Here is a 13,382-nt window from a genome sequence, read left to right as displayed (position 1 = left end):
CGCGGCCACGGCATGACCGCCCCCCACGAGTTCGACGCGATCGTCGTCGGCGCCGGTATCAACGGGATGACCGCGGCCGCGTTGCTCGCGCGGGAGGGCTGGTCGGTGGCGCTGCTCGACAGTGCCGACGAGATCGGTGGGTTCATCGGGTCCGCCGAGCTGATCCGGCCCGGCTACGTGCACGACATCTGGTCGTCGTGGCATCCCCTGTTCATCACCGGCCCGGCCTACGCGAAGCTCGGCCCCGACCTGCATCGACACGGGCTCGCCTACGCCAACACCGACGACGCGCTCACCGCTTCGGTCGCCGACGACGGCTCGGTCACCATGGCCTGGCGCGACCCCGCCGCCACCGCCGCCCAGTTCGCCGATCAGGCCGACGGCGCTGCGTACCTCGCCGCGCTGAACCGCTTCGGTGCCCACGTCGGGGCGATCGGCGGTTTGCTGGGCAGCGAGCTGCGCGGCACGGCGCTGGTGCGCCACACCCTCGGCCTCGCTCGTCCTGGCGGCACCACGGAGCTCGAGGCCTACGCCCGTGACGTCGCTACCAGCGGGCGAGCCTGGTGCCGCCGCGAGTTCCGCGGCCACGAGGTCGATCACCTGTGGGCGCCCTGGCTGCTGCACGCCGGGCTCGCCCCCGACAACGCCAGCGGCGGGCTGATGATGCCGGTGTTAGCGGCCAGCATGCACGGAGCGGGATTGCCGGTGGTCGTCGGCGGTGCCGGACGATTCGTCGCCGCCTTCCGTGCGCTGCTCGAGGAACTGGGCGTCACCGTGCGGACCGGCACACGCGTCCACGCGATCGACGTCACCGGCGGGCGCGCCACCGGGGTACGCGCCGCCACCGCCGAGGGCGAGGTGCGCCTGCGCGCCACCCGCGCGGTGCTGGCCTCGGTCACCCCGTCCGCGCTCTACCTCGACCTGTTGCCGACCGGCACCGTGCCGGCCGCGGCCCGCCGCGACGCCGTCGGGTACCGCGCGGGGCGTGCCGCGGCGCAGCTTCACCTGGCGCTGTCGGGTCCTGTGCCGTGGAACGACGAGCGTCTCGCCACGGTTCCGCTGCTCCACCTGTCCGACGGGTCGGCCGGCACCGCGATCGCCTGCGCCGAGGCCGAAGCGGGCCTGCTGCCACGCCGCCCCACCGTGGTCGTCGGCCAGCAGCACGTGCTGGACCCGAGCCGGGTCCCGGAGGGCGCAGCGACGCTGTGGCTTCAGCTGCAGGAACTGCCACGCCGGCTGGTCGGCGACGCCGCCGGCGAGATCGACACCAGCGAGGGCTGGAGTTCTGCCGTCGTCGAGGCATTCGCCGACCGGGTCATCGCCCGTATCGAGCGCCATGCGCCCGGACTCGGGTCGCGCATCCTCGGCCGCCATCTGGTCGGCCCGGCGGAGCTGGAGGCCCGCAACGCCAACGCGATCGACGGCGACCCCTACGGCGGTGCCACCGAGCTGGACCAGAACCTGATGTGGCGACCCGGCCCCGCCACCGCTCGCCACAAGACGGTTGTGCCGGGTCTCTGGCACATCGGGGCCTCGACCCACCCCGGCCCCGGGCTCGGCGGCGGCTCCGGTCACCTCGTCGCCGAGCAGCTCACCCGCCCCAGCCGCGGCGCGACCGTGCTCGACGGGGCGCGCCGGGCCGTGAACAGGCGCCGCGGGACGGCAGCCGCGACGTGACCATGGGTGCACCCGACGCGCCGACGCTCCCGCTGGTGACACTCGATCTCTTCAGCGCCCTGATCGACTCGCGCACCGGCGGCAGCACGTTTCTGTGCGAGCTCGCGCGAGAGCGGAGCTGGAGCGTTGACGGTGCGACGGTCTACGCCGCATGGGACTCCACCAACAAGGAGCTGCAACGGCAGTGCGTGTCGTGGACCCCGTTCCGCGAGTTGTGCCGGCAGGCGCTCGCCGTCACCTACCGCGACCTGCGTCTTGCAGGTGATCCCGCGCAGGACACCGAGGCGCTCCTGTCCGGCGTCGCCGACTGGCCACTGTGGCCGGATGTCTCCGACGGGTTGCGGATCCTGGCCGGTCAGGGCCGAGTCGGCGTCTTGTCCAACGTTGACGACGACATATTCGCCCGCACCCGGGTGGCCCCACTCGTCGATGCGGGCACCGTGTTCACCTCCGAGAAGCTGCGCAGCTACAAGCCCTCGCCCGCGATCTACCACGAGGCATCCCGACGAGCCGGGCCCGGATACGTCCACGTCGCGACGTCGGCGCGCGACGTCCGCGGTGCCCTCGGCGCCGGCATCAGCACGATCCGCTTGCGCCGGCCCGGCCACACGATCGACCCCGGCGGCCCGACTCCGACGTTCGTGGCCGCCACGCTGAGCGAGGCCGCCACGCTGCTCCCGAGGCTTCGCTGAGACTGCTGTCCGGCCGACCCGAATGGTCGGCAGGCGTCGCAATGCAGGATGCATTTCTCACCCGTTCGGCGCTCCCTGCCACCTACCGTCCTGCTTAGCCTGTGATGCAGATCATCTTTCCGACTCAACGACGAGGCGGCCATGGCTCTCGACGAAGCGACCGCGGCGTTCCTTTCCCAGATGGCTGAGAGCGGGATGAAGCCGCTCCACGAGATGACGCCCATGGAGGCCCGCGGGCTCGGCGCCGCGCTCCTCGAGATGTACGGACCGGGCCCGGAGGTCGCCCGCGTCGTCGACGACACGGTGTCCGTCGAGGGCGGGCAGATCGGGGTGCGGATCCTCGCCCCGGAGAACCCACGAGCGACGATCGTCTATTACCACGGCGGCGGCTGGGTGATCGGCGCCATCGACGAGTTCGACACCCTCGCCCGGCGGATGGTGCAGCGCACGGGCTCCGCCGTGGTGCTCGTCGACTACCGGCTCGCCCCCGAGCACCGCTACCCCACTGCCGCCGAGGACGCCTGGGCGGCGTTGCAGTGGACCGCCGCGCATCTCGGCGAACACGGCATGACGCTCCCGTTGATCGTCGCCGGCGACAGTGCGGGCGGAAATCTCGCGACGATCGTCGCCCGGCGCGCGGCCGAGGAGGGCGGACCGGAGATCTCGCTCCAGGTCCTCGTCTACCCGGTCACCGATGCCGACCTCGACAACGCCAGCTACGTCGACCCCGAGAACCAGCTCATGCTCAGCCGGGACTCGATGATCTGGTTCTGGGACCACTACGCCCCCGACCTCGCCTCCCGGAAGAACCCGGACGCCTCCCCGCTGCAGTCCGCCGACCTCTCCGGGCTCCCACCTGCCGTCGTGCTCACCGCGGAGCACGACGTGCTCCGCGACGAGGGCGAGGCGTACGCGGAGAAGTTGCGCGCGGCCGGGGTTCCGGTCGTGCACCGCCGATTCCCCGGTCAGATGCACGGCTTCTTCACGCTGCTCGTCCTGCCTGGAGCCGCGGCCGCGCTGGAGTACGTCGGCGAGCAGGTCGACCACCATCTCGCCACGACCACACCCCTCGCCGACAACCAGGCTCGCTAGCGGCCGGCTTCTCGACGCTGTACGCAGCCCGGGCGCAGAGCCGCCCCGGCGGGAACGCCCGCGTCCCCGACCGTTCGACCGCTCCCCGGAGACCTCGCAACGGCGCAACGAACTGCGGCCAACGGAGGCCGCGATCGGGAGGAAGTAGATGACCGAGTCTCGCAAGGTCGACGCCGTGGTCGTCGGCGCGGGCATCGCCGGGCTCTACCAGCTCTACAAGCTGCGAGAGCGCGGCATGAGCACGCGCGTGTTCGAAACCGGCGACGGAGTCGGCGGCACCTGGTACTGGAACCGCTACCCCGGCGCCCGCTGCGACGTCGAGAGCCTGTCCTACTCCTACTCGTTCTCCCCTGAGCTGGAGCAGGAGTGGAACTGGACCGAGCGCTACCCGACGCAGCCGGAGATCCTTCGGTACGTCAACCACGTCGCCGACCGCTTCGACCTGCGCAAGGACATCACGTTCAGCACGCGGGTGGTGTCGGCGGTCTACGACGAGTCGACGCAGCGGTGGCGGGTGGACACCGACACGGGTGAGATCGTCGACGCCCAGTTCCTGATCATGGCGACCGGGTGCCTGTCGCGGTCGAAGCTGCCCGAGGTGCCCGGGCTCGACAGGTTCCAGGGCCCGACCTACCACACCGGACACTGGCCGCACGAGGGCGTCGACTTCAGCGGCATGCGCGTCGGGATCATCGGCACCGGCTCGTCCGCCGTCCAGTCCATCCCGGTCATCGCGGAGCAGACCGCCGACCTCACCGTCTTCCAGCGCACCCCCGCCTACTCCATCGCCGCCCTCAACCGCCCGCTCGAACAGTCCGAGATCGACTCGATGAAGACCGACTACCGGGCATGGCGCGAGGCCCAGCGCACCTCCGGGTTCGGCGTGCCGGTCGAGATGCCCACCCAGTCGGCGCTGGAGGTGTCGGAGGAGGAGCGCTTCGCCAAGTACGAGTCCGGCTGGCGGAAGGGCACCCTCGTGTCGATCCTCGCCGGTTACACCGACACCCTCACCAACCGGGAGGCGAACGACACCGCGGCCGAGTTCATCCGCCGCAAGATCCGGGAGCGGGTGAACGACCCCGAGGTCGCCGAGACGCTGTCGCCGCGCAGCTACCCGTTCGGCACCAAGCGTCCCTGCCTCGACACGAACTACTACGAGACGTTCAACAAGCCCAATGTCCACCTGGTCGACCTACGTAAGACCCCGCTCGTCGAGCTCACCGAGAACGGTCTGCGCACCTCCGAGCAGGAGTACGAGTTCGACGCGATCATCTTCGCCACCGGCTTCGACGCGATGACCGGCGCTCTCACCGCGATCGACATCCGCGGCAAGGGCGGGGTCGCCCTGCGGGAGAAGTGGGCCGAGGGCCCGCGGTCCTACCTCGGGGTCGCCGTCGCGGGCTTCCCGAACCTGTTCACGATCACCGGACCGTCGAGCCCGTCGGTGCTGTCCAACATGATCGTGTCGATCGAGCAGCACGTCGACTGGATCACCGACTGCGCCGCCTACATGCGCGAGCGGGGTATCGGAGCGATCGAGGCCACCACAGAGGCCGAGGACGGCTGGGTGGCGCACGTCGAGGAGGCGGGCAACGCCACCCTCTACCCCACCGCCGACTCCTGGTACATGGGCTCGAACGTGCCCGGCAAGCCACGGGTCTTCATGGCCTACATCGGCGGCGTGGGCGCCTACCGGCAACTGTGTGACGAGGTGGCGGCCAAGGGATACGAGGGCTTCACGCTCAAGGGGGCGATGACCCCGGCCTGATCCACTCCCCGAGCTCATCCCGGCGACCGGCGCGTGGCCCGACGACGGGCCGCGCGGCGGTCGCCGCGGACATAGCATCGTGACCTCGGCCGTTGGGAGGACCGCGCGATGTCGTTCGCCGTCCCGTTGACCCGCCGCGAGGCGATCGCCCACCACCTGCGGAACGAGATCGTCACCGGGGCCCTCCCGCCCGGCACGGTGATCAAGGACGCCGAGGTCGCCGCACTGCTCGGGGTGAGCATCACGCCGGTCCGCGAGGCCATCGCCCAGCTCGCGGCCGAGGGGCTCATCGACATCGCGCCGAACCGCATCCGGCGCGTCACCCACGTCACGCAGAAGAACGCGCTCGAGCTCATCGACGTCATGGGCGTGCTCGCCTGTGCCGGCGTCGAGTGGGGGGTGGACAACCTCACCGAGAGCCATCTGGCGCGGATGCGGGGGCGGCTCGACGAGTTCGTGGCCGGGCTGGAGCGGGGCGACGTGACGGCTGCCGCCGCCGCTGGTGCGGACTTCAGCACCATCATGATCATGGCGGGCGGCAACCGGGAGCTGCAGACGCACGTCGACCTGGTGGTCGCGCGCACGCGCCGCCTGCTGGCGCTCAACGCCGAGAGCGACCTGTGGCAGGTCTGGATCAACGGCTACCGCGACATCCTCGACCTGCTCGAACGCGGCGACCGGGCCGCGGCCGTCGAGCGGTACCGCGCGATCTACCAGGAGTACCGGCCGCGTGTGCAGGCCCTGCTGGCCGACCCACCCGCCGACCCGATGGTCGGCCGCTGAGACGAGGTAAATGCGAGCGGGCAACCGACGACGAGGCGCCAGGGTCGCTGCTCGCTCACACGGCGAGTCGGTTGCGGTGAGCCAGCGCGGGCCAAGCGATGGCGACGATCACGAGCCACGCAACCGAGAGGCCTGTGTTCCCCGACGCGAGCAGGCCGCTCACGATCACTATCAGGTAAAACGGGTCCAAGGGGTCAGCTCCTCCGGTCTCCTCCCTCTGCGATTGTGCGCGTCTTTCGCGAGACCCGCGGGCCGGCGATGCGCCGATCGGGGCGCCTTTCCCGGAGGTGATCTATCGGTTCCGGAATCGGTGGTGGCCCCGCGCCGTCGCCGCGCGGATCACTCTCACGTGACAGTTCCGGCCCGCGGAGATCCCCGCGAGGTCCACGAATACGTGCTCCACCTCGGTGTTCCGCTCCGTTCCCACGATGGGCTCGCCCAAGTCCTCGATCGGCGCCTCCTCCGCGCAACGGCGACTCACCCCGCTCATGGGCCGTTGCCGGCAGCCGCGCGGAACTCCCGGCCACTGACGGGTCACAACCGGGTGCCGCCGCCGCACCCGACGGCCGGCTCCCCACGCCCGAACGGCGTAGATCGGCCTAGGATCGGTGCGCTGGCGGCTTACGGGACGAGCGTTGCGGGTGGTGGTGTGAGCACATCCGGCGGCGAGCCCGAGAACACCGCCGCGGGGGGAACACGGCGACTCGGGGCCGGTCCAGCGCCGTTCGCCGGTCTGATCGAATCCGGCCTGCGCTACTTCCTCGCGGTGGCGCAGGCGGGCTCGATCACCGAGGCGTCCGAGCAGCTCCACGTGGCGGGCTCGGCCATCAGCCGGCAGATCGCTCGGCTCGAGCACGAGATCGGGGTGCCGCTCTTCGAGCGTCATCCCCGCGGCATGGTGCCGAGCGAGGCCGGCATCCGGCTCGCGGGTTTCGTGCAGCGCAACATGATGGACATCGAGCAGGTGGTCGGCGAGATCCGGCGGCTTCCCGGTGGCCGCCGCTCCCAGGTCCGGCTCGTCGCGGCGGAGGGCTTCGCCTGGGACCTCCTGCCCGAGGCGATCGCCTCCTTCCGGCGCGACCACCCCGAGGTCGGCTTCAGCCTGCACGTCACGTCCTCGACCGCGGCCAGCGAGCACGTGCGCGACGGCAAGGCGGACATCGCGGTCACGTTCAGCCTCGCGCCGATCAAGGGCATCTCCGTCGAGTACTCCCAGCGCGAGTACGTGCACGCGGTGGTCAACGCCCGGCATCCGCTCGCCCAGCGGTCCGCGGTGTCGCTCGCCGAACTGCTGCCCTACGCGCTGGCGATCGTGGACGAGGGCACCACAGTGCGCCAGCTGTTCGACGTCTGTTGCAGCGCCGAACAGCTGAGCTTCGAGCCGGTCTTCGAGACCGACTACTGCGGTGCCCTCTACACGTTCACGAAGTTCGCCGACGCCGTGACCCTCACCGGCTATCTGCCGGTGCGCAGACGCCTCGCGACCGACGGGCTCGTGGCGATCCCGCTGTCCGACCAGGGGATGCACCGTCGATACCTGCAGATCCAGTCGATGGCCGGCCGGTCGCTGCCGCCCGCGGCAGGCGACTTCGTGACGCACCTGGTGCAACGCGTACAGGCCCCCTGACCCGCCACCACGCGGTTTGCCGTGCGGGCAACGGCGCCTTGCCCAGACGGAGATGGTCATCGGGCTGCCCGCTGCCTACTCTTCGCCGAAACGCACCATTCGATCACGTGTGCGGCCTTCTTGCCGGAAGGGAATCAGCGAATGACCCGTGGCGACGTTGTCCGGGAGTCGGCGAGATATGTCGATTCCGGCGCTTTCCTCGACGATCTGAGAAGGCGGGTGGCGTTACCCACCGAAAGCCAGGACCACAACTCACTTCCGGTGCTGCAGAGCTATCTCTCCGGGGAGATGTCGTCCGCTCTCGAACGGCTCGGAGCGGTCTGCTCGATCGTCGAGAACTCGGTGCCCGGAGGTGGTCCGTTCCTGATCGCCCACCGGCACGAGGACGACTCGCTGCCGACCGTGCTGGTCTACGGCCACGGGGACGTCGTGCTCGGCCAGCCGGAGCGCTGGCGGAGCGGGCTCTCGCCGTGGGAGATCGTCGTCGAAGGCGATCGCTGGTACGGGCGCGGAACGGCTGACAACAAAGGTCAGCACACCATCAACATCGCCGCACTCGAACACGTCATGGCGGCCAGGGGCGGCCGGCTGGGGTTCAACCTCAAGGTGCTGATCGAGACCGGCGAGGAGTCGGGCTCGCCCGGCCTTCGTGAGATGTGTGAGCAGCGGGCCGACGACCTCGCCGCCGATCTGCTGCTGGCCTCCGACGGTCCCCGGCTGGCGGCCGAGCGGCCCACGGTGTTCCTCGGTTCCCGCGGCCAGGTCGCGTTCACGCTCAGCCTGGACCTGCGCGAGGGCACCTACCACTCCGGCAACTGGGGTGGCCTGCTGCGTAACCCCGCCACGGTGCTGGCCAACGCACTGGCGAGCATGGTCGACGGCCGTGGCGTCATCACCGTCCCCGAACTGCGCGCACCGGAGATTCCCGAGGCCGTGCGCGCGGCGCTGGCGGACGTGTCCCCCGGCGGCGGTCCGACGGATCCGGACATCGACGACGGCTGGGGCGAACCGGGGCTGACAACGGCCGAACGCGTGATGGGCGCCAACTCCCTGGAGGTGCTGGCGTTCGTCTCCGGAACGCCCGACGCGCCCGTCAACGCGATCCCGGCGACGGCACGGGCCCACTGCCAGCTGCGGTTCGTGGTGGGCACCCCGTGGCAGGAGCTGGAGCGGATCGTGCGCGAGCACCTCGACGCGCAGGGCTACCCGATGGTCCAGGTCCGGGTCGACAGCACCATGGCGGCCACCCGCCTGAGCCCCGACGACCCGTGGGTGCGGTGGGCCGTCGCCTCGATCGAGCAGAGCACGCAGAAGGTGCCCGTCATACTGCCCAACCTGGGCGGATCGCTGCCGAACGACGTCTTTGCCGAGGTCATCGGCATGCCCACGGTCTGGGTGCCGCACTCCTACCCCGCGTGCGCCCAGCACGGGCCCGACGAGCACCTGCTCGCATCCGTGGCCCGCGAGGGCATGCAGATGATGTGCGGACTCTTCTGGGATCTGGGCGAGCTGGGCAGCACCCGGCCCGGCGCCTCCACGGCAGCGGAGTAGCGCGATGGCCACCTCCGCCGCAGCGAAGCAGCTGAGGCCGTACCAGATCATCGCCGCCGCCTGCGTGGGCAACGCGCTCGAGTGGTACGACATCGCCGTCTACAGCTTCTTCGCGAGCTACGTCGCCCAGGTCTTCTTCCCGACAGCCGACCCGGCGAGCTCGCTGCTCCTGGCGCTCGGAACGTTCGCGGCGTCCTTCCTGATCCGGCCGGTCGGCGCCATCGTCCTGGGCTCGTACGCCGACCGCGTGGGCCGCAAGCCGGCGTTGTCGCTCTCGATCGGGCTGATGGTGGTCGGCACGTTGCTGATCACCGTGATGCCGTCGTACGAGGCGATCGGCATCATCGCCCCGATCGGGATCCTGGTCGCGCGGCTCATCCAGGGCTTCTCCGCGGGCGGTGAGTTCGGCAGTGCCACAGCCCTCATGGTCGAGCATCTTCCGCACCGCCGGGGCTACGCGGCGAGCTGGCAGTTCACCAGCCAGTCGATCTCCACCCTGCTCGCCGCGGCCCTGGGCACGTATCTGACCTCCACGCTGTCCGACGAGCAACTGCTGTCGTGGGGATTCCGCATCCCGTTCGCCGTGGGCCTCCTGGTCGGGCCGGTCGGCTACTACATCCGGCGGCACGTTCCCGAGGCTCCGGAGTTCGTCGACGCCACCGCCGACCGTGACCGCGGGTCACCGGGCGGCACGGTACTGCGCGAACAGAAGGGCCGCGTACTGCTCACGATCGGCGTTCTCGCCGTGACGACCTGCCTCAACTACCTGATCAGCTACATGCCGACCTATGCGATCAGGACGCTGGATCTGCCCGCCTCGACGGGCTTCGCCGCCACGCTCGTGAGCGGGATCGCCCTGCTGGTCGCCACCCCGCTCGCGGGCCACTGGTCGGACCGGCTCGGGCAGATCAGGCTCATGATCCCGGCCTCAGGCCTCATCCTGGTGCTGATCTACCCGCTCTTCGCGCTGCTGGTCGCCTTCCCCGGCCTGGGGATCATGCTCGTCATGATGGCCGTCCTCGGGGTGCTCAAGGGCACGTACTTCGGGCCCATGGGCGCGGTGATGGCGAACCTGTTCCCAGCCGACACGCGGGCCACGGGTATGGCGGTCGGATACAACATCGGTGTGGCGGTGTTCGGCGGGTTCACGCCGCTGATCGCCGCGTGGCTGATCAGCGCGACCGGCAACGATCTCTCCCCGAGCTTCTGGGTGATCCTCACCGCCGTGATCAGCCTGACCAGCATGGCGGTGATCTGGAGGAGGATCGGGCTGAGGTGAGAGGCGCCCGGTGATCAGAGCAGCGGCACGATGATCAGGCCCGCCGCGATCATCACGTCCAGCGCACCGCACCACTCCGCGAAGGACCGGGAGACCACCCGGTCCTTCGCCAGGTGCACCCAGTCCCACACGCCGTGGGCGAGCCATCCCGCGGCCACCAGGTACCGCGCGAGATCGGAATCGACCGCCAGCCCGGCGAGGGCGAGCGCTCCGAACGCGGCCATGCCGGCGAGCTGCACCCGGAAGTCCCGCTCGCGATGGCGCCCGTGGCCGCTGCCCCAGATCACCACGGCAAGAGCGACGGCGAGGAGGACAACGAACGGCTCGACCCAGTTCTGCAGGCGCAGCGTGACCACCAACGCGCTGAGCACCGCGAGCACCGGCCAGGTGGCGCGGCGACGGCCCAGGGCCGCCACGATCACGTAGCCCAGCGGAAGGATCAGCAACGCCTCGGCGTAGGACCGCGCCGTGTCCTGCGTGACCGCGCCGATGAAGATGTCGACGCCGAGGCCGACTCCGAGGATCGTGGGCCAGCGCTTCGCGACTGCGGCCAGGGCACCGCGGCCTGTCGTCCAAGGCCGGGCGGGGCGGGGAGTAGTGGTCATGAACCCAGGTTCTCGGCGACGCCGCGCACGCCACAGATGCGCGATGTCATCGTCCGTCCATGCGCTGCGCATGGTCGGGGCATGCACGCGGCGCGCGTCAGAGCCAGCCGTGCTCGCGCGCCCTCGCGATCGCCTCGGCGCGGCTGCCGGCGCCCAGCTTCGCGACGGCCGCCGCCAGATAGTTGCGAGCCGTCCCGGGCGACAGGTGCGCCTGCCGGGCGATGGTGGCGACCGGGACGCCACCGTCAGCCAGGCGCAGCACGTCGAGCTCGCGGGGCGTGAGTGGACACTCCGGCGCCATCAACGCCTCGGCTGCCAGCGCGGGATCGACGTACCGCCCGCCGTCGTGAACGCGGCGGATCACCTCCGCCAGGACCGCGGCGGGCGACCCCTTCGGCACGAACCCGCGCGCTCCGCTCATCAACGCCCGCCTCAGCAGGGGCGGGCGACCGTGCCCGGTCAGGATCACCACGGCGCACGAGTCGAGCGCCACGGCCACCTCGGCGGCCACCTCCAGGCCCGACAGCCCCGGCATCTGGAGGTCGACCACAGCGACGTCGGGCCGGTGGGCCAGCACCTTCTCGACAGCCCCCCGGCCGTCACCGGCCTGGGCCACCACCTCGATGTCGGGCTCGAGCTCCAGCAGCGCCGCCACCGCACCCCGGATGAGCTCCTCGTCGTCGGCGAGGAGGACACGGATCACGCCGGCACCGGAACGGTCGCGGTGAGTGTGAACGTGCCGGGCTGTGCATCCGCCCTCACCGTGCCGCCGACCTCGGCCAATCGGTCGGCAAGGCCACGCAGGCCGTGGCTGTAGCGGTCGGGCGCGCGCTCGGCGACCCCGTCGTTGGTCACGACCATCCGTACCTCTCCGGGCGTCGCATCCACGTCGATCGTGCAGTGCTGAGCGCGGCTGTGGCGCAGCATGTTCGTGGTCGCCTCGCGCAGGACCGGCACGAGGTGCGACGCCTCGCCGGGCAGATCGGAGCCGGGAAGGCGGACCACACAGTGGACACCTGCCGAGCGGAGCACGTGCTCGACCGCCGAGATCTGGTCACGCAGATCGACCGCCCGGTACCCGTGCACCGCCTGCCTGACCTGCGCGAGAGCCGAGGCCGCCAGCCGTTGGATCTCCGCGGCCTGCTCGCCGGTCCGTTCCGGGTCGACCGGCGCCAGCCGCTTGGCCAGCTCCGCCTTGAGCGCGATCACCGACAGGTCGTGGCCGAGCAGGTCGTGCACATCGCGGGCGAACCGTAGCCGCTCCTCGGCGGCCGCCAGCCGCGCCAGGGCGTCCCGCGCATCGCGGGCCTGGACGACCAGCCGCCACAGCCCGATCTGGAGACCGTTGATCAGCGCGAGGCTCGTGCCGATGCCGGCCGTGACGACGACGTACTCGACGACGCCGCCGCCGTTGGCCCAGGCGACGCCTGCCGACACCGCGACGGACAGCACGACCACGACGATCGCCGCCGGCGTCCCGTGCGCCAGGAGGGGAATCGCGCCGACGACGGCGGCACCCAGCCAGGCCCAGCTCGCCCACGCGCCCGACTCCGCTCCGAGCGGTCCGACCAGCGGAACGGACGCCACGGACGCGGCGACGAACGCGATGGACGCCCGGCGACGGGTGCGGTCGGAGCGTCCTGGCCGGAACTCACTCCAGAGGGCCCACCCCAGGCCTGCGGTGAACACGGCGATTCCCGCCGCACCGAGGATCCGCCACGGGAGCCGCTGCTCCACTCCGAGCCCGATCGCCGGCATCGCGACGCTCGAGACGAACATGATGGCCAGGGCCGTGAGCGTGGCGAGCCGAGCACGCCGGTATCCCGCGTCGGCCCCGACCTCCGACCACGCGGCCGGCGGAACAAGTCGGCTGTCCGGGCGGGTGGCCTCGCCTGCAGCGGACCGCACCCGACCACCTCCCGCCGGCATCGTCGTCGGCCGAATCGTTGCATACCGGGGCAGGGTATGAACAGCGACCCCGCTCCGGGACGCCCGTGGTCAGCGCACCGGGGTGAGCCGGAAACCGTCGTAGCCGGCCGCGGCCACCTCCTCACAGTGGCGGGCGTAGGCGGCGAGCCCACCGGCGTAGGGCATGAACACCCGCGGCTTCCCGGGGACGTTGGCGCCCAGGTACCAGGAGCTCTCCGCCATCGGCAGCAGCGTGCGATACGCGGCCTCGTTGACCTGCACACCCCAGGCGTCCGCCGCCTCGTCGGTGGTCTCGATCCGCTCCGACCCGATCGAGCGCAGGTGATGCAGACACGCAGAGATCCAGTCGACATGCTGCTCGATCGCGGTCGGCATGTTC

At 71.0% G+C, this 13,382-nt stretch carries 12 protein-coding genes and 1 pseudogene; 8 read left to right on the top strand and 5 right to left on the bottom strand.

Features of this window, described 5'->3' with window-relative positions; all coding sequences use genetic code 11:
- Nucleotides 1-12: 12 nt before the first annotated feature.
- The 5 genes from MMF94_RS30580 to MMF94_RS30560 all read left to right on the top strand — a co-directional run bounded on the left by MMF94_RS30580 (nt 13) and on the right by MMF94_RS30560 (nt 6,012).
- Entirely contained in the window at nt 13-1,677 is a 1,665-nt protein-coding gene (locus MMF94_RS30580; RefSeq protein ID WP_241040871.1) for a phytoene desaturase family protein, read from the top strand.
- Between the two features lie 35 nt (nt 1,678-1,712).
- The gene (locus tag MMF94_RS30575) at nt 1,713-2,369 is read left to right on the top strand and encodes an HAD family hydrolase (RefSeq protein ID WP_241040869.1); all 657 of its coding nucleotides are present in this window, start codon (nt 1,713-1,715) and stop codon (nt 2,367-2,369) included.
- A 141-nt stretch (nt 2,370-2,510) separates the two neighbouring features.
- Nucleotides 2,511-3,461 carry an alpha/beta hydrolase gene (locus tag MMF94_RS30570; protein ID WP_241040868.1) on the top strand — a complete coding sequence of 317 codons (951 nt, stop codon included), beginning with the start codon at nt 2,511-2,513 and terminating at the stop codon, nt 3,459-3,461.
- Between the two features lie 148 nt (nt 3,462-3,609).
- The gene (locus MMF94_RS30565) at nt 3,610-5,229 is read left to right on the top strand and encodes a flavin-containing monooxygenase (RefSeq protein WP_241040867.1); all 1,620 of its coding nucleotides are present in this window, start codon (nt 3,610-3,612) and stop codon (nt 5,227-5,229) included.
- A 108-nt stretch (nt 5,230-5,337) separates the two neighbouring features.
- Nucleotides 5,338-6,012, top strand: coding sequence for a GntR family transcriptional regulator (locus MMF94_RS30560; RefSeq protein ID WP_241040866.1), 675 nt, complete (start codon nt 5,338-5,340; stop codon nt 6,010-6,012).
- 55 nt (nt 6,013-6,067) lie between these two features.
- Here the strand turns inward: MMF94_RS30560 and MMF94_RS43450 are convergent, their stop codons facing one another.
- Entirely contained in the window at nt 6,068-6,202 is a 135-nt protein-coding gene (locus MMF94_RS43450; protein ID WP_277398858.1) for a hypothetical protein, read from the bottom strand.
- A gap of 459 nt (nt 6,203-6,661) precedes the next feature.
- Between MMF94_RS43450 and MMF94_RS30555 the strand changes: the two genes are divergently transcribed.
- From MMF94_RS30555 to MMF94_RS30545, 3 genes are all read left to right on the top strand, one after another.
- Nucleotides 6,662-7,639, top strand: coding sequence for a LysR family transcriptional regulator (locus MMF94_RS30555; protein ID WP_241040865.1), 978 nt, complete (start codon nt 6,662-6,664; stop codon nt 7,637-7,639).
- A gap of 141 nt (nt 7,640-7,780) precedes the next feature.
- Nucleotides 7,781-9,190 carry a M20 family metallopeptidase gene (locus tag MMF94_RS30550; protein ID WP_241040864.1) on the top strand — a complete coding sequence of 470 codons (1,410 nt, stop codon included), beginning with the start codon at nt 7,781-7,783 and terminating at the stop codon, nt 9,188-9,190.
- A gap of 4 nt (nt 9,191-9,194) precedes the next feature.
- On the top strand, nt 9,195-10,469 hold the full coding sequence (locus MMF94_RS30545; protein ID WP_241040862.1) for an MFS transporter: 1,275 nt from the start codon (nt 9,195-9,197) through the stop codon (nt 10,467-10,469).
- A 14-nt stretch (nt 10,470-10,483) separates the two neighbouring features.
- Here the strand turns inward: MMF94_RS30545 and MMF94_RS30540 are convergent, their stop codons facing one another.
- The 4 genes and pseudogenes from MMF94_RS30540 to MMF94_RS30525 all read right to left on the bottom strand — a co-directional run.
- Nucleotides 10,484-11,074 (bottom strand): hypothetical protein, encoded by a 591-nt coding sequence (locus MMF94_RS30540; protein WP_241040861.1) that lies wholly within the window; start codon nt 11,072-11,074, stop codon nt 10,484-10,486.
- Between the two features lie 97 nt (nt 11,075-11,171).
- Nucleotides 11,172-11,777, bottom strand: coding sequence for a response regulator transcription factor (locus tag MMF94_RS30535; RefSeq protein WP_241040860.1), 606 nt, complete (start codon nt 11,775-11,777; stop codon nt 11,172-11,174).
- Nucleotides 11,774-12,982: a sensor histidine kinase gene (locus MMF94_RS30530; protein ID WP_241040858.1), complete on the bottom strand. Its 1,209-nt coding sequence runs from the start codon at nt 12,980-12,982 to the stop codon at nt 11,774-11,776. Before MMF94_RS30530 ends, MMF94_RS30535 begins: the two co-directional genes overlap by 4 nt.
- A 90-nt stretch (nt 12,983-13,072) precedes the next feature.
- Nucleotides 13,073-13,382 (bottom strand): annotated as a pseudogene (locus MMF94_RS30525) (cyclohexanone monooxygenase); the annotation flags it as partial.

The organism is Pseudonocardia alaniniphila, from assembly GCF_022524485.1.
Lineage (GTDB): Bacteria > Actinomycetota > Actinomycetes > Mycobacteriales > Pseudonocardiaceae > Pseudonocardia > Pseudonocardia alaniniphila.
Note: the sequence above shows the minus strand (reverse complement) of the source record. Positions and strands in the feature narration are given on the sequence as shown.

Coding starts and splice junctions, on each gene's coding strand:
- MMF94_RS30580 (WP_241040871.1), top strand. CDS start 13: ATGACCGCCCCCCACGAGTTCGACGCGATCGTCGTCGGCGCCGGTATC.
- MMF94_RS30570 (WP_241040868.1), top strand. CDS start 2,511: ATGGCTCTCGACGAAGCGACCGCGGCGTTCCTTTCCCAGATGGCTGAG.
- MMF94_RS30565 (WP_241040867.1), top strand. CDS start 3,610: ATGACCGAGTCTCGCAAGGTCGACGCCGTGGTCGTCGGCGCGGGCATC.
- MMF94_RS30560 (WP_241040866.1), top strand. CDS start 5,338: ATGTCGTTCGCCGTCCCGTTGACCCGCCGCGAGGCGATCGCCCACCAC.
- MMF94_RS30550 (WP_241040864.1), top strand. CDS start 7,781: ATGACCCGTGGCGACGTTGTCCGGGAGTCGGCGAGATATGTCGATTCC.
- MMF94_RS30545 (WP_241040862.1), top strand. CDS start 9,195: ATGGCCACCTCCGCCGCAGCGAAGCAGCTGAGGCCGTACCAGATCATC.
- MMF94_RS30540 (WP_241040861.1), bottom strand. CDS start 11,074: ATGACCACTACTCCCCGCCCCGCCCGGCCTTGGACGACAGGCCGCGGT.